17 protein-coding genes are annotated in these 14,127 nt (G+C 67.8%); 13 read left to right on the forward strand and 4 right to left on the reverse strand.

All coding sequences use genetic code 11. The features are described from left to right. Nucleotides 1-12: 12 nt before the first annotated feature. Nucleotides 13-852: a phosphotransferase enzyme family protein gene (locus ACGFIF_RS31870; RefSeq protein ID WP_393159687.1), complete on the forward strand. Its 840-nt coding sequence runs from the start codon at nucleotides 13-15 to the stop codon at nucleotides 850-852. Here the strand turns inward: ACGFIF_RS31870 and ACGFIF_RS31875 are convergent. Further along, a complete protein-coding gene (locus ACGFIF_RS31875; RefSeq protein ID WP_393159689.1) occupies nucleotides 769-1,284 on the reverse strand; it encodes a hypothetical protein in 516 nt (171 codons plus the stop codon). The two genes, ACGFIF_RS31870 and ACGFIF_RS31875, sit on opposite strands and share 84 nt — an antisense overlap. Nucleotides 1,285-1,353: 69 nt before the next feature. On the opposite strand from ACGFIF_RS31875, the gene ACGFIF_RS31880 reads away from it, so the two are divergent. The 6 genes from ACGFIF_RS31880 to ACGFIF_RS31905 all read left to right on the forward strand — a co-directional run bounded on the left by ACGFIF_RS31880 (nucleotide 1,354) and on the right by ACGFIF_RS31905 (nucleotide 6,097). Then, nucleotides 1,354-2,199 carry a LysR substrate-binding domain-containing protein gene (locus tag ACGFIF_RS31880; protein WP_393159690.1) on the forward strand — a complete coding sequence of 282 codons (846 nt, stop codon included), beginning with the start codon at nucleotides 1,354-1,356 and terminating at the stop codon, nucleotides 2,197-2,199. A gap of 62 nt (nucleotides 2,200-2,261) precedes the next feature. Next, a complete protein-coding gene (locus ACGFIF_RS31885; RefSeq protein ID WP_393159691.1) occupies nucleotides 2,262-2,735 on the forward strand; it encodes an RNA 2'-phosphotransferase in 474 nt (157 codons plus the stop codon). A gap of 79 nt (nucleotides 2,736-2,814) precedes the next feature. Next, nucleotides 2,815-4,095 (forward strand): phosphopyruvate hydratase, encoded by a 1,281-nt coding sequence (gene eno, locus ACGFIF_RS31890; protein WP_393159693.1) that lies wholly within the window; start codon nucleotides 2,815-2,817, stop codon nucleotides 4,093-4,095. A gap of 4 nt (nucleotides 4,096-4,099) precedes the next feature. After that, nucleotides 4,100-4,708 (forward strand): septum formation initiator family protein, encoded by a 609-nt coding sequence (locus ACGFIF_RS31895; RefSeq protein WP_393159695.1) that lies wholly within the window; start codon nucleotides 4,100-4,102, stop codon nucleotides 4,706-4,708. Beyond that, complete coding sequence (locus ACGFIF_RS31900) at nucleotides 4,705-5,187, forward strand: DUF501 domain-containing protein (RefSeq protein ID WP_393159697.1); 483 nt, start codon at nucleotides 4,705-4,707, stop codon at nucleotides 5,185-5,187. The genes ACGFIF_RS31895 and ACGFIF_RS31900 overlap by 4 nt, the downstream gene beginning before the upstream one ends. Then, on the forward strand, nucleotides 5,180-6,097 hold the full coding sequence (locus tag ACGFIF_RS31905; RefSeq protein WP_393159699.1) for an exopolyphosphatase: 918 nt from the start codon (nucleotides 5,180-5,182) through the stop codon (nucleotides 6,095-6,097). The genes ACGFIF_RS31900 and ACGFIF_RS31905 overlap by 8 nt, the downstream gene beginning before the upstream one ends. On the opposite strand, the gene ACGFIF_RS31910 is transcribed toward ACGFIF_RS31905, so the two are convergent. Further along, complete coding sequence (locus ACGFIF_RS31910; protein ID WP_393159701.1) at nucleotides 6,098-6,667, reverse strand: TetR/AcrR family transcriptional regulator; 570 nt, start codon at nucleotides 6,665-6,667, stop codon at nucleotides 6,098-6,100. 131 nt (nucleotides 6,668-6,798) lie between these two features. Here ACGFIF_RS31910 and ACGFIF_RS31915 point away from each other — a divergent pair, with 131 nt between their 5' ends. Beyond that, complete coding sequence (locus ACGFIF_RS31915) at nucleotides 6,799-8,217, forward strand: MFS transporter (RefSeq protein ID WP_393159703.1); 1,419 nt, start codon at nucleotides 6,799-6,801, stop codon at nucleotides 8,215-8,217. A gap of 47 nt (nucleotides 8,218-8,264) precedes the next feature. On the opposite strand, the gene ACGFIF_RS31920 is transcribed toward ACGFIF_RS31915, so the two are convergent. Then, entirely contained in the window at nucleotides 8,265-8,426 is a 162-nt protein-coding gene (locus ACGFIF_RS31920; RefSeq protein ID WP_393159705.1) for a hypothetical protein, read from the reverse strand. A gap of 18 nt (nucleotides 8,427-8,444) precedes the next feature. Here ACGFIF_RS31920 and ACGFIF_RS31925 point away from each other — a divergent pair, with 18 nt between their 5' ends. Further along, nucleotides 8,445-9,263: a uracil-DNA glycosylase gene (locus ACGFIF_RS31925; protein WP_393159707.1), complete on the forward strand. Its 819-nt coding sequence runs from the start codon at nucleotides 8,445-8,447 to the stop codon at nucleotides 9,261-9,263. Nucleotides 9,264-9,271: 8 nt separating this feature from the next. Here ACGFIF_RS31925 and ACGFIF_RS31930 read toward each other — a convergent pair whose 3' ends face one another. Continuing rightward, entirely contained in the window at nucleotides 9,272-9,658 is a 387-nt protein-coding gene (locus ACGFIF_RS31930; protein ID WP_393159709.1) for an ester cyclase, read from the reverse strand. A 212-nt stretch (nucleotides 9,659-9,870) separates the two neighbouring features. Between ACGFIF_RS31930 and ACGFIF_RS31935 the strand changes: the two genes are divergently transcribed. The 4 genes from ACGFIF_RS31935 (at nucleotide 9,871) to ACGFIF_RS31950 (ending at nucleotide 13,379) form a co-directional block, all read left to right on the forward strand. Further along, nucleotides 9,871-10,488 (forward strand): hypothetical protein, encoded by a 618-nt coding sequence (locus ACGFIF_RS31935; RefSeq protein ID WP_393159711.1) that lies wholly within the window; start codon nucleotides 9,871-9,873, stop codon nucleotides 10,486-10,488. A 148-nt stretch (nucleotides 10,489-10,636) separates the two neighbouring features. Beyond that, on the forward strand, nucleotides 10,637-12,070 hold the full coding sequence (locus tag ACGFIF_RS31940) for a cytochrome bc complex cytochrome b subunit (RefSeq protein ID WP_393159713.1): 1,434 nt from the start codon (nucleotides 10,637-10,639) through the stop codon (nucleotides 12,068-12,070). Nucleotides 12,071-12,432: 362 nt separating this feature from the next. After that, the gene (locus ACGFIF_RS31945; protein WP_393159715.1) at nucleotides 12,433-12,912 is read left to right on the forward strand and encodes a hypothetical protein; all 480 of its coding nucleotides are present in this window, start codon (nucleotides 12,433-12,435) and stop codon (nucleotides 12,910-12,912) included. Nucleotides 12,913-13,007: 95 nt separating this feature from the next. Beyond that, a complete protein-coding gene (locus ACGFIF_RS31950; protein WP_393159717.1) occupies nucleotides 13,008-13,379 on the forward strand; it encodes a hypothetical protein in 372 nt (123 codons plus the stop codon). Nucleotides 13,380-14,127: the final 748 nt, after the last annotated feature.

A 14,127-nucleotide genomic window follows, 5' to 3' on the forward strand; every position in this document is an offset into this window, starting at 1 on the left:
AAGGTGGCGCCGGTGGACGTTGACCGATTGTTGCGCGATCGCTGGCAGCTGGATGCCGAACAGCTCGAGCCCCTGACCGGCGGGATGGGGTCGCACACGTGGCTCGCCACAGGCGATGGCTGGCGGGTCGTCGTCAAGGCGGTGCGCGCGGGGGACGAGGGCTTCGGGCCCGGGCTCGAGTTGGCGGCTCGGCTTGGTGATGCCGGGTTCGTGACCGGGCGGCCGGTGCCGAGCGACGCTCGGCGGTTGGTCGAGGCGTACGACGGGCGGTTGGTCGGGGTGCTCGAGTTCGTGGACGGGGAGCCGCTGACCAGCGCTGATGCGGTTGCGGTCGGCGAGATGCTGGGGCGGGTGCATCAGGCGACGTGGACTGCCGAGGGGGAGGTGGAGGAATGGCTGCAGTTCCTCCGGTTCTTCGAGCCGTGGCTGGACCTCGAGGAGTGGATCCGGCCGGCCGTCGAGGGGGCGATGGAGGGCGTACGACGGCTCGCACCGTTGAGCTGGGCCTGGTTGCACGGGGATCCGGCGCCGGAGGCCTTCCTGCGGCAGCCCGACGGCACCACGGCCTTGATCGACTGGGGTGCGGCGATGCGCGGGCCGGTGTTGTACGACGTGGCGTCGGCGGTCATGTACGTCAACGGGGCCGGTCAGGTCGTTCCGGCGTACCTGGTGGAGCGGCCGGAGTTGCGGGATGAGGTCGAGGCCGGCCTCGACACGTTCCTGCAGGTCCGGTACGCCGTGCAGGCCGGGTACTTCGCATGGCGGTGCTCAAACGACGTCCGCACCGGGATCGCGGACCCGGCCGAGAACCGCAAGGGGCTTGCCGACGCCCGGCGCGCATTCGGTCTGTAGGTCCTGGAGGATCGCCGCCTCGGTCTCGGCCCAGGTCCGGAAGAGGTAGCGATACGGGACCACGCCGTCGATCGCCGCGATCACGTCCGGCTTGTCGTCGACGAAGTGGGTGATGCCGAGGTCGGCACAGTGGATCGCCTTCTGCGGCCGCTGCAGGCAGAACCGGACGTTGCCCTCGGCAATCCCGGTCAGTTCGAAGAAGCGGTGATGCCGCAACCATTCCAGCGAGCGCTGCTGCACCCGCGGCCCGCACTTCGAGATCAACCACGCCGCACCGAAGCGCGGGACCAATCGCGCGATCGCCTCGAAAGCCCCTGGTACGGCGGGGGTCCGCAGCATCGCCGTGGTGTCGCCGGAGAAGAACGACGTGTCACCGGTCCCCGAGGAACCGTCGATGATCACCCGGCCGATGTCGATTCCCAATCTGTTCATGTCACCAGGCTGACGACTCCGGCTCTCCAGCAGAACTATCGATCAAGCCCGTAGCTATAGTCTGAGGTAATGATCGGATTGGTCGCGGAGGATCTGGAAGCGTTCGCGGTGTTCGCCCGGCACCGCAACTTCACCCGCGCCGCGGTCGAGTTGCACGTCAGTCAGCCGGCCCTCCACACCCGCATCCGCAAAGTCGAGCGACGGTTGGGGAGGTCGCTCTACAGCAAGCAGGGGCGGCTGCTGCGGCTGACCGAGGCCGGCGAGCAACTGGCGGCATTCGCGAACGACAGCCGGGACAGGGCGGCCGAGTTCCTCGCCACGTTGGAGCTGGCTCCGCCAAGGCCGCTGGTGCTCGTGGCGGGCTCCGGCTCCTACCTGTATCTGCTCGGCGATGCCATCCGGCGGTTCCTGGCGAAGGGCCTCGAGCTTCAACTGCGGACCGGAGATGCCGCTGACACGCTCGCGGCGGTTCGAGATGGTACGGCAGATATCGGGGTCACAGCGCTCACGGTCCCGCCGGACGACCTGGAGTGCGAGCTGCTGGCGCAGTACCCGCAGACCCTGATCACGCGGGCCGATCACCGCCTGGCCGACCGGCGGCGCATCAGGCTGAAGGAATTGCAGGACGAGGCGCTCGTCGTACCGCCGAAAGGGCGTCCGCACCGGCAGCAGTTGGAGCGGAGCATGCTGGATCAAGGCATCCGGTGGTCCGTCGCGGTGGAGGCGGAGGGGTGGGAACTGCTGGTCCACTTCGTCCGTCTAGGAGTAGGCCCGGCCGTCGTGAACGGGTCGGTCCGGGTGACGAGCGCCGTACGGCGGATTCCGGTGAAGGACCTGCCGCCGGTGCGGTACTACGTCGTGACGCGCGGGGACCGGAGTGATCGGGTGGACGAGCTGAAGGGGTTGTTGCTGTGAGCAGGGACAGCCGGAGGATCTCCCGGCTGCTCAGGCATACAGCAGGTGAGCACGGTCTCACCATGCGTGCGGATGGCTGGGCGCTGATCGAAGATGTCCTCGAAGTCCTCAAGCTGGACCGTGCGGCGCTCGATGCCGCGGTGAAGCACAACGACAAGCAGCGCCTGCAGGTGGACGGGGACCGGATTCGGGCGTGTCAGGGGCACTCGCTGGAAGGGATGCCCGTCACGTGTGAAGCCTTGGAGAACAGTTGGGAACGGGTTCACCCCGATCACCTGCTCTGGCACGGGACGAATCGGCAGGCACTGCCCGCGATCCAGGTCGACGGCTTGCTGCCGGGACGGCGTACTCATGTCCATCTGGCGCCCGCCAAGGACAGTCACGTGGGGCGGAGATCGGCCGTGGATGTCTTGCTGGCGGTGGATCCGGCGAATCTGGCCGTCTATCGGGCGCCCAACGGAGTGTTACTGACGCGGTTCGTGCCGCCGGATGCGATTGTGAAGGTCGACCCTGACCGGGGCGGTGGGGTGGGCTGAGCGAGGACGCGGTCCACCCTGCTCGCTGGTCTGGCAGCTAGGCTCGGGCTGATTCGTCATCGAGAACTTGGGAGTCAATGTGGCCACCATCGAGGCCGTCGGCGCCCGCGAGATCCTCGACTCGCGCGGCAACCCCACTGTCGAGGTCGAGGTTCTGCTCGACGACGACACCGTAGCCCGGGCGGCCGTGCCGTCGGGCGCGTCCACCGGTCAGTTCGAGGCCGTCGAGCTGCGGGACGGCGACAAGGCCCGGTACGGCGGCAAGGGTGTCCAGAAGGCGGTCACCGCCATCCTGGAAGACATCGACAAGGAGATCGTCGGGTACGACGTCCACGAGCAGCGGCTGATCGACCACGCCCTGCTGGACCTGGACGGCACCCCGAACAAGGCCAAGCTGGGCGCGAACGCGATCCTCGGCGTCAGCCTCGCCGTCGCCAAGGCGGCCGCGGACTCGGCCGGCCTGCCGCTGTTCCGGTACGTCGGCGGCCCGAACGCGCACGTGCTGCCGGTGCCGATGATGAACATCCTCAACGGCGGCGCGCACGCGGACAGCAACGTCGACGTGCAGGAGTTCATGATCGCCCCGATCGGTGCGCCGACGTACGCCGAAGCCGTGATGCAGGGCGCCGGCGTCTACCACGCGCTGAAGGCGGTGCTGAAGGAGCGCGGCCTGTCCACCGGTCTCGGTGACGAGGGCGGCTTCGCGCCGAACCTGGCCAGCAACCGCGAGGCGCTCGACCTGATCGTGATCGCGATCGAGAAGGCCGGTCTGCAGCTCGGCAAGGACATCGCACTGGCGATGGACGTGGCCGCGAGCGAGTTCCACACCGACGGCGTGTACGCGTTCGAGGGCGGCAAGAAGTCGGCCGACGAGATGATCGCCTACTACGCCGACCTGGTCGCGTCGTACCCGATCGTCTCGATCGAGGACCCGCTGAACGAGGAGGACTGGGACGGCTGGAAGAGCATCACCACCGAGCTCGGCGCCAAGACCCAGCTGGTCGGCGACGACCTGTTCGTCACCAACGTCGAGCGGCTGCAGCGCGGGATCACCGAGAAGGCGGCGAACTCGCTGCTGGTGAAGGTGAACCAGATCGGCTCGCTGACCGAGACCCTGGACGCGGTCGACCTGGCCCACCGCAGCGGCTTCACCTGCATGATGAGCCACCGCTCCGGCGAGACCGAGGACACCACCATCGCCGACCTGGCGGTCGCGACGAACTGCGGTCAGATCAAGTCCGGCGCCCCGGCCCGGTCCGACCGGACCGCGAAGTACAACCAGCTGCTCCGGATCGAGGAGGAGCTCGACGACGCGGCGGTCTACGCCGGCCGCTCGGCCTTCCCGCGGTTCAAGGGCTGATTGGATGGCCTCGTCCCGTCGGGAATCCGGTGCACGCCCCGGCTCGCGTCCGTCGAGCCGGACCCAGTCGCGTCCACCGGCCCGGCGGGGCGACCAGCCCAAACGCCGTACGACCGGGACCGCGTCCGAGCCGGTCCGGACCCGGGGCTCCCGCAACCTCACCGGCCGGGCGGCCGTCGTCCTGCTGGTGCTCGGTGCGCTGATCGTGTCGTACGCGCAGAGCCTGCGGGTGTGGTTCGACCAGCACCAGCAGATCACCGCGCTGCAGCAGGAGATCCGCGACCGGGAGAAGCGGGTCGGCGAGCTGAACGACGAGATCGCCCGCTGGGAGGACGACGCGTACGTGAAGGCGCAGGCCCGGCAGCGGCTCGGCTGGGTGATGCCGGGTGAGGTCGGGTACCGCGTGATCGGCGCGGACGGGAAGCCGATCGGTGCGCCGCCGGAGCCGACGACGCCGTCCGACGCCTCGGCCGAGGAGCAGAAGCCGACCTGGTACACCAAGCTGTGGGGGAGCGTCGAGGGAGCCGGCGAGCCCGCGGTCCCGGCGACCCCGAAGCCGGTCAAGCCGACCCCGAAGCCCATCCTGACCCCGTCTCCGAAAGCGACCCGGTGAGCGTTAGTCCTGAGGATGTCGAAGCGGTCAGCAAGCAACTCGGGCGGACCGCGCGCGGGATCCGGTCCATCGCGCACCGGTGCAGCTGTGGCCTGCCCGACGTGGTGGAGACCGAGCCCCGGCTGCCCGACGGTACGCCGTTCCCGACCACGTACTACGTGACCTGTCCGCGGCTCGCGTCCGCGATCGGCACACTCGAGGCCGAAGGCATGATGAAGGAGATGACGGACCGGCTGGGCACCGACGAGGACCTGGCCGCGCGCTATCGCGCCGCCCACGAGGCCTACCTGGCCCACCGCGAGTCGATCGAACACGTCGAGGAGATCGCCGGCATCACCGCCGGCGGCATGCCCACCCGGGTCAAATGCCTCCACGTCCTAGCCGGACACTCCCTGGCCGCCGGCTCCGGCGTGAACCCATTGGGCGACGAAACCCTGAACGCCCTGGACGACTGGGGCCGCCGAGGTCCGTGTGTCTGAGCGCGTTGCCGCGGTCGACTGCGGAACGAATTCCATCCGTTTGCTGATCGCCGACCTGGCTCACGGTGAGCTGGTTGAGGTTGATCGGCGGATGACGATCGTGCGGCTCGGCCAAGGTGTGGACGCGACCGGAGCATTTGCGCCGGAGGCATTGGAGCGGGTGTTCGCGGCCTCGGACGAGTTTGCGGCGGCGATCCGCGCGGCCGGTGCAACGCGGACTCGGTTCGTGGCGACGTCGGCGGCTCGGGACGTGAGCAACCGGGACGAGTTCTTCGCGGGGATCGCCGAGCGCTTCGGCGTGGAGCCGGACATCATCTCCGGCTCCGAGGAGGCCGAGCTGACGTTCCGGGGCGCGACCAGTGGGCTGGCCGCTCTGCACGTCCCCGGGCCCTACCTGGTGGCCGACATCGGCGGTGGATCCTCCGAGCTGGTCCTGGGCGACCTCGGGGGAGTGATCGCCGCCGAGTCCCTCGACATCGGCTCGGTGCGCCTCACCGAGCGCCATGTCAGCTCGGATCCGACGACGCCGGACGAGCTAGCCGCCATGCGCAAGGACATCGACGCGTTGCTCGACGCAACCACAGTGCCGCTCGCTCGGTCCCGCGCCCTGGTCGGCGTAGCAGGCACCGTCACCACAGTCGCCGCCGTCGCACTGAAGCTCCCCGAGTACGACCGCTCGCAGATCCACCACGCCCACATCCCCGGCCCGGTCCTCCGCGACACCACCACCTGGCTGACGGACTCCAGTCGCGCCGAGCGTTCCGCCGTACGGTCGATTCATCCCGGGCGGGTGGATGTGATCGGAGCCGGCGCCCTGATCCTGCAGCGCCTGTACGACCGCATGGCCGTCGACGAAGTACTTGTCTCCGAACACGACATCCTCGACGGCGTCGCGCTCTCCCTCGGCTAGCTAGCGGTTGCGGATGCCGTCGAGGGCGATCGCCAGGACCCGGTCGCGTTGCGCGTCGTCGACGTACCCGGCCGCGGTCAGGCCGCTGACCATCCGCAGTACGTCGTCGAAGTTCACATCCGAGCGGGCGTCGCCGGACTCCTGCGCCTGCTCGAACAGCGGCGTGCCGGCGGCGTACATCGCCTCGCGCGCGAGTTTGAAGCTCTCGGACTCGCGGTTCAGCGACTCGTAGATCGCCCGCTTGGTCGCGGCGTACCCGACGAACCGGCGCAGCCAGGTGGTCAACGCCTCCCACGGCGGCAGGTCGGCCACGTCCTCGGCCGCGATGCACAGCTCCTCGATCTCGCCGAGGTAGACCGCGTTCAGCAGATCCTGCCGGGTCGGGAAGTTCCGGTACAGCGTGCCGATGCCGACGCCGGCCTGACGGGCGATCTCCTCCAGCGAGGCCTCGACCCCCTTGGTCGCGAACGCGTCCCGGGCGGCGGTGAGCAGGGCGTCGAAGTTCCGTCGCGCGTCGGCCCGCTGCGGCCGCCGGACGTCGACCCGCAACGCCGGCCTGGTCTGATCCACACTTCACCCTAACGACTTGGAACCGGAGGCATCCCTCCGTTATAGTGGAGGCATACCTCGACTTTACCAGGCCGGGGACTTCACGCGCCGCCGGATGTGGCGCACTCACACCCCTTTCGAAGGACTTTTGCATGCCTGGAAGTAGCACTTCGCCACGACTGACGCTGGCTGTGCTGGCGACCGTCGTGGCCGCGTTCTCGATGTTGCAGTCGCTGGTCAGCCCGGCCCTTCCGGTCATCCAGCGCGACCTGGGTACGACGGCCGGCACCGTCACCTGGGTGTTCACCGCACTGCTCCTGTCGGTCTCGGTGGCGACCCCACTGCTCGGCCGGATCGGTGACATGGTCGGCAAGGAGCGCACGCTCCTGATCGCACTGGCTGCCCTCGCGGTCGGCTGTCTGCTCGCTGCGATCGCGCCGAACATCGGCGTACTGATCGGAGCCCGGGTCGTCCAGGGCCTCGGCGGCGCGGTGTTCCCGCTCGCGTTCGGCATCATCCGGGACGAGTTCCCGCCGCAGCGGGTGCCGTCGGTGGTCGGCGTACTGTCCGCGATCATCGCGGTCGGCGGCGGTCTGGGGATCGTCCTGGCCGGCCCGATCGTCGAGGCGCTCGGCTGGCGCTGGCTGTTCTGGATCCCGCTCGTCGTCGTGACGGTCGCCGCCGTGATGGTTCGCCGGTACGTGCCGGAGTCGCCGCAGCGGGTGCCGGGCCGGATCGACTGGCTGGCCGCCGCGTTGCTGTCGGGCTGGTTGGTGGCGTTGTTGCTGCCGCTGAGTGCAGGTCGGTCGTGGGGTTGGACCTCCTTGTCGACAATCGGTTTGTTCGTGGCGGCCGCCGTACTGTTCGTTGGCTGGATCACGGTCGAACTGCGGTCGCGGAACCCGTTGATCGATATGCGCATGATGCGGTTGCCGGCGGTCTGGACGACGAACCTGGTCGCGCTGCTGTTCGGTGCGGCGATGTTCGCGGTGTACGCGTTCGTGCCGCAGTTCATGCAGATCCCGACGGTCGCGGGCTTCGGGTTCGGGTCGAGTGTCAGCCAGGCCGGGCTGCTGATGCTGCCGATGCTGGTGACGATGGCGGTGAGCGGTTCGCTGAGCGGGCCGATCGCGCCGTGGTTCAGCGTGAAGTCGCAGGTCGTCTGGGGATCGGCGCTGAGCCTGGTCGCGTCCGTGGCGTTCGCCGAGTTCCACGACGAGCCGTGGCAGGTGGGGATCTCGACCGCCGTGTTCGGCCTCGGTCTGGGCCTGGCCTACGCGTCGATGACGAGTCTGATCGTGCAGAACGTGCCGCGTGAACAGACCGGCGCCGCGACCGGCATGAACGCCAACATCCGCACCATCGGCGGTTCGATCGGTACGGCGATCGCCAGCTCGATCATCACCGGCCACCTCCAGACCAACGGCCTGCCGGCCGAGTCCGGCTTCACCGACACCTTCCTGCTACTCGCCGCCTTCTGCGCGGTCGCCGTACTCCTGGCCCTGGCCATCCCGCGAGCCCGCCGCGCGACTGTCACCCCTGAGCCCGCCTTGGAGAAGCTGGCCAGCTAGAGCGTCCAAGTGACCGGCCCGCGCGGGATGTCTCGCGTGGGCCGCATTCACGTGAGGAAAGACGACTCGGCCGGCGCGAGCCACTCGGCGGCTGTTGGGGTGAGGGTGATCGCGGGCTGGTGCCCTCGCGTGATCAGCGGCTTGATCAGGTGCTCGCGTAGTTGCTCGACTCCACCGGGTGCCGACGCGACGACACCTACGACGCTCATGTCCTTAGTCTGATGGGTATGAAGTTGCCGCATCCGTTGACGGGGGAGTTGTTCGAGAGTCCGGTGCCGCCGGGGTCCGGCTGGCCGGAGGATCCCGCCGTACGGGGTACTCCGGTGGCACACTCTGCGGCCCAGGTGGTCGAGCTGGCCGCGACCGGCGAGCTGGCCGAGCTGGAGGCCCGGGTGTCGGTGTGCCGGGCGTGCTCGCGGTTGGTGGAGTGGCGGGAGGAAGTTGCCTTAGGCAAGCGGAAGTCGTTCGCCGACCAGCCGTACTGGGGCCGGCCGATCGCGGGGTGGGGTGCTGCCGAGCCACGGATCCTGATCGCCGGCCTGGCTCCGGCGGCGCACGGCGGCAATCGCACCGGCCGGGTGTTCACCGGCGACCGCTCCGGCGACTGGCTGTTCGCCGCCCTCCACCGCGTCGGCCTCGCCAACCAGCCGACCAGCGAACACGCCGGCGACGGCCTCCACCTGATCGCCACCCGAATGATCGCCGCCGTCCGCTGCGCCCCACCCGCCAACACACCGACACCCGAGGAACGCGACACCTGCGCCCCGTGGTTCCGGAGCGAACTACAACTCGCCCTCCCCACCACTCGCGCCATCGTCTGCCTCGGCAAGTTCGGCTACGACGCCCTCCTCAACGCCCTCGCGTCTTTGGGGGCCGCCGTACCCAAACCCCGCCCCAAGTTCGGCCACGCGGTAGAACACCGCATCGGCAACCTCACCGTCCTGGGCTGCTTCCACCCCAGCCAACAAAACACCTTCACCGGCAAACTCACCGCCGACATGCTCGACGCAGTCCTCTCCCGCGCGAAGTCCCTCGCGGGCCTCTGAACCAACAGTCAGCGATCTGTCTCGGAATACCCGCCGAGTTGCTCCAGCACGTCCAGCCAGTCCATCACCACGTCGGCTTCGACCATCACGCCGTTCGCGAACAGATTCAGGCTGATTCCGTTGAAAGTCACCCGCCGCCCGGTAGGCGCCACCCCGAGCCAGGTGCCCTTGTGGGTGCCGTGATAGACGAACCGGGTCGCCATTCTGTCGCCTTCGACCACCCGCCGGGTCGCAGCACCGGCATAATCCGGGAACGCCCGCCGAATCTGGCTGATGCCCTCCCTGAAGTCGACTGCCAGTTCCGGCCCCATCAGCCCATCCAGCGCATCCAGGTCACCCGCTCCGATCGCGTCGGTGATCGCCTCGTCGATGCGCACCATCTCATCGCGGTCCATCGCTACCTCCCCCATGGCGCAGCCCCTCGCCGTCGTTCCTCCTCGACGCTAGGCCGCATCCCGTACCCCGGCAAGGACGAAGGACGTGGGCGTGGTCCGGGCGCGAATGCTTTTGCAGAGGGGATGAACGCCGCATTCTTGAAGGATGCCGGCGCGGGCCTTCGCAGTTTCCGCGACCGCGGCGGCAGAGCGCGGCAGCACGGAGGAGGCGGATGATGCCGCACAACTCGCTGTGGAGCAGGCTCGTACTGCTCGGGACGCCGCTCGCCCTCGCCGTACTCGAGGTCTTCCATCCGGATGCGAGCGATGCTGCCGAGGCCATCGATCAGGGGAACTGGTTCTTCTGGTTCCACATGATCCAACTCCCTCTCATCGGCCTGATGGCGTTGGCGGTCTACCTGCTGACCGAAGACCTGGACGGGCGGGCGGTGACCGTCAGCCGCTGGGCCACGGGAGTCTTCGCCGTCTTCTTCAGCGCGTACGACGCCGCCGCAGGGATCGCCACCGGCTACGTCCTGCGCAAGGCAGGAGATCTCTCGACAGAGGACCAGTCCCTCGTCTTCGAGATGGTGAAGGACATGCCGGGCCTGAGCGCGATCTTCAGCCTCTCGATCGTCGGAACGGGCGCCTGGGTGGTAGCGCTGATAGCGGCGGCGATCGCCCGCCGGCGCGCCGGTGCCTCCCGGATCACCTTCGTCCTCCTGATCCTGGCCGGAGTCTTCCTCCTGGCCGGCCACCCCTTCCCCGGCGGCACCCTCGCCTTCGGTTCCTTCTTCCTGGCCACCCTCTCCCTCGAACTCACCGCAAGAAGACGCTCCACGACCACCTGACCAGCGCGCAGACGTGGGCCGGACCTCCGATCCGGTGCTGACGTGGACGTGATGTGCGACACGGGACGTCACAGTCGCGGTGGTCGCGGGGTCATATGTATGACCGCGGATTGCGGCCGGCATGGAGGATGACCAAGGAGGTCGAGCCATGAACCGCCGATGGAGCAACCTGCGAGCAAGGGTGTTCCCCGACCATTGGTCGCTGCTGTTCGGACAGATCGCCTTCTACAGCTTTGTCATGATCGTGCTCAGCGGCGTGGTCCTGACGGCGTACTACGAACCGTCGGTCGATCACGTTGTGTACGACGGACCGTACGCACCGCTGCACGGTACCGAGATGTCGCGGGCCCTGGATTCGACCATGGCGATCACGTTCGAGGTCCGCGGTGGGCTGCTGATCCGCCAGATCCATCACTGGGCCACGCTGATCATGGTCGCGGCGATCACGCTGCACTTGTTGCGGCTGTTCTTCACCGCCGGATTCCGTCGGCCACGGCGCCTGAACTGGCTCGTGGTCTTCGGGCTGCTCATCGTCGCGCTGGCTGCGAGCCTCACCGGCACCTCACTCCCGGACGACATGGCGTCCGGCATGAGCCTCGCCGTACTCGACGGTGTCCTGCAGGCGACTCCGCTCGTCGGCACTGCCCTTTCGGCCCTGCTGTTCGGCGGAGACTTCCCGGGCGATGTGATCTCCTGGTTCTACCCGTTGCACATCGTCGTCCTGCCCGCCGTACTCGTCGTCCTCTTCGTTGTCGGCGCGGTCCTCGCACTCAGGCAGAAGCCCGCGCAGTTCGCTGGACCCGGGCGAACGGAAGACAACGTGGTGGGACGTCCGGTGACTGTGGCCGCGGTCAAGAGTGCCGGCCTGTTCTGTTTCGTCGCGGGGGTTGCGGTCTTCATGGCCGCGACGGCGACCATCAACCCGGTGTGGCTGTACGGCCCCGCGGATCCGGCGAACGCCTCGGCCGGTGTCGGCCCGGCGTGGTACCTCGCCTTCCTCGACGGCTCGCTCCGGCTGGCGCCAGGCTGGGAATTCGTCTTGTGGGGCAAGACGTTCACCTTGGCCATACTGCTGCCGGTCGCGGTCTGCACTCTGTTCCTTGCGCTCGTCGCCGTCTACCCGTTCATCGAGGAGCGGCTGACCGGCGACCGCAGGCACCACCACCTCCTCGAGCGCCCGCGCAACAACCCGACCCGAACCGGCATCGGGGTCGCCGGCATCACCTTCTACGGCGTCCTCTGGGCCGCAGCCGGCGCCGACACCCTGGCCGTGCTGTTCCACCTCTCGGTCAACGCACTCCTCCACGTCTTCCAGGTCCTCCTGATCCTCGGCCCACCCGCCGCCCTGCTGATCACCCGCCGCATCTGCCTCGGCCTGCAGGCACACGATGCGCAGATCGCGATCCACGGCGTCGAAACCGGCCAAGTAGTCCGCCTCCCCGACGGCGGCTACATCGAGAAACACCGCCCAGTCGACGAATACCGCCGCTGGCAACTCGTGGGCGCATCCCCGAAAAACCGCGCGTTGACCGCACACACCACCCCCGCGACGAGGGACACAGAACACGAAGGCGCCGAATGACCGATCAGGCCCCCGCTCAAGCGGTGCCGTTAGTAGTCAGGGCCCGGGACGGGATTCGAACCCGTATGCCTTTCGGCCGCGAGGTTTAAGTTCGACCAGCCTCTGTCCAGCGAGGTCGTCGCGGTCCGCACCGCGCTCGTCACCTGGTTGTTGTATCCCTGGGAACGCGCGCGAATCGGGGTGAACTGCAACTACCGGTGCAACTACGACCACGGACTGCCTACTTCAACCCGATGGGCGTCGGTCAGCTCGTCAGGAGTCGCCGGCGTCGCCCCGGATCAGCCCTGGTTCCCTCAGCCTGGCGCGAGTAACGTCACAACCGCCCGGCGCACAGAGCTCCATCTCGCAAGAGGGGGCATGGAATGCTTCGTCGCCTGCTACTGATGGTCGGCCTGCTGATCGCGGGCCTGTTGTTCACCGGAGCGCCCGCGTTCGGCGCGCCACCGGTCACCGAGACCACCACCCAGAAGAACCTCGTCGAGACCTTCGTCGATGTGATTCCCGATCCCATCTGCTCGGACGAAGGACCGCTCTACACGATCACCACCACCACCAACCTGATAGAGCACACGACCACCTTCGATGACGGCCGCGTGCACGCAACCTTCACCCAGACCGGCACCTTCGTCGCGGTGCCGCTCGAGGACCCGACTCTGCCGAGCTACACCGGCAAGGTCACGATCTGGGGAGGCTTTAACGCCAACGGGGCGACCGTGAACGGCACGTTCACGTTCAACCTCCACGCCACCGGCTCGGACGGGTCAACGATCCGCACCAACCAAGTCGATCACTTCAACGTCCGGCCCGACGGCACGGTCAACGAGTTCTTCCACTGTCACTAGGTCTTCCTGGGGAACTCACCCCGCCAGCTCCCGCGCCGGGCGCTGGCGGTGGGCATGACGAAAAGATACGACAGTTCTGGAAAGGAGGCAGTGTCATGCGCAAGATGCTGATCGCGGGCGTCGTGTCGACGATCGCCCTGATTGGGACAGCAGTGCCTGCGGCTGCGCAACCGCAGCAAAGATCCCCCGAGGAGTGGGTCTGCGATGGCAAGGACACGCTGATCGTCACCGCGGGCCGCAACGGCTGGATCGATGACACCAAATACCACGCCGTGACGTTCTCCATTGAGGGCACCTTCACGCCGACTGGTGGAACACCCGAACCGTTCAGTGAGTCCAAGACCTGGGCCGGGGGTAAGGACGCCAACAGCCCTGACCTCATCACTTGCACCTCAGACGTCTCCGAAACCGACGAGACTGGGACCTTCGAAGCACACTTCGAGGTCACGGCAGTTCCGGTCGGCTGAGCTTAGAGGTCGCGCGGAACGGTCAGAGTGAGGCCACTCCAGGTCCTCAACTCGCGAGCAACAATTGACGGTTACGTGTCAAGGCTCGGCCAGTCCCACCGCATCGCCCCGATAGCTGCCGACCTCAGGTTCGGACCGGTGGGGGTCAAGGGTCGAGCTTGCTCGATCGCTTGCGACGCCGGAGGCGCCCTTGATGCGTGCCGGGCTGGACCGCACTTCTCCATGATTGCTAGCGGGGCGATGCGGGAGCTCCGGGTCAGTCAGCCGGGAGCGCACACCGACCGCGGGGCAGCGGGTAGCCGGCCGTTTCGGGCGAACAACTACAGCGACAGGGTGTCGATCGTTGATGGCGAGTTCGGCTGTCTTCGACCCGGCACCCTGTTGGCACCTGCGCGCCATGCCAAGGGCCGCGAGCGAAGCGAAGCGGAGTGGAGGGCAGGCGGCCCGCCCTCCGGTGGCGGCGCTTTCGGGTCCTGGAGGGGCCCGTCTTGGTTGATGCACCCACTCATGATGACTCCGACTTCGAGGCGTTGGAGCACCTGGAGGCGACGGCGATTCTCAGGCAAGCGGCCAGCATGCGTAATGGGGCTCGATGGTCCGTCGCTTTTGCCCGGGGTCTGCGGCAGGCCGAAGCATTGGGCATGCGGTGGAAGTGAAGCGCCCCAGGTTTGATGCCGCATCTTTCTGAGTTTGGAAGGATGCAGGACGTGCGCAAGAGGATCGATCCCGAGGTCAAGGCTCGCGCGGT

Origin of the sequence: Kribbella sp. NPDC049174, assembly GCF_043197365.1 — a bacterium.
Taxonomy (GTDB): domain Bacteria; phylum Actinomycetota; class Actinomycetes; order Propionibacteriales; family Kribbellaceae; genus Kribbella.

What these genes read in the sequence shown, in the direction of transcription:
- ACGFIF_RS31875 (WP_393159689.1), bottom strand. Translation starts at nt 1,284, where the DNA reads ATGAACAGATTGGGAATCGACATCGGCCGGGTGATCATCGACGGTTCC.
- ACGFIF_RS31880 (WP_393159690.1), top strand. Translation starts at nt 1,354, where the DNA reads ATGATCGGATTGGTCGCGGAGGATCTGGAAGCGTTCGCGGTGTTCGCC.
- ACGFIF_RS31885 (WP_393159691.1), top strand. Translation starts at nt 2,262, where the DNA reads ATGCGTGCGGATGGCTGGGCGCTGATCGAAGATGTCCTCGAAGTCCTC.
- ACGFIF_RS31895 (WP_393159695.1), top strand. Translation starts at nt 4,100, where the DNA reads ATGGCCTCGTCCCGTCGGGAATCCGGTGCACGCCCCGGCTCGCGTCCG.
- ACGFIF_RS31915 (WP_393159703.1), top strand. Translation starts at nt 6,799, where the DNA reads ATGCCTGGAAGTAGCACTTCGCCACGACTGACGCTGGCTGTGCTGGCG.
- ACGFIF_RS31920 (WP_393159705.1), bottom strand. Translation starts at nt 8,426, where the DNA reads ATGAGCGTCGTAGGTGTCGTCGCGTCGGCACCCGGTGGAGTCGAGCAA.
- ACGFIF_RS31925 (WP_393159707.1), top strand. Translation starts at nt 8,445, where the DNA reads ATGAAGTTGCCGCATCCGTTGACGGGGGAGTTGTTCGAGAGTCCGGTG.
- ACGFIF_RS31930 (WP_393159709.1), bottom strand. Translation starts at nt 9,658, where the DNA reads ATGGACCGCGATGAGATGGTGCGCATCGACGAGGCGATCACCGACGCG.
- ACGFIF_RS31935 (WP_393159711.1), top strand. Translation starts at nt 9,871, where the DNA reads ATGATGCCGCACAACTCGCTGTGGAGCAGGCTCGTACTGCTCGGGACG.
- ACGFIF_RS31940 (WP_393159713.1), top strand. Translation starts at nt 10,637, where the DNA reads ATGAACCGCCGATGGAGCAACCTGCGAGCAAGGGTGTTCCCCGACCAT.
- ACGFIF_RS31945 (WP_393159715.1), top strand. Translation starts at nt 12,433, where the DNA reads ATGCTTCGTCGCCTGCTACTGATGGTCGGCCTGCTGATCGCGGGCCTG.
- ACGFIF_RS31950 (WP_393159717.1), top strand. Translation starts at nt 13,008, where the DNA reads ATGCGCAAGATGCTGATCGCGGGCGTCGTGTCGACGATCGCCCTGATT.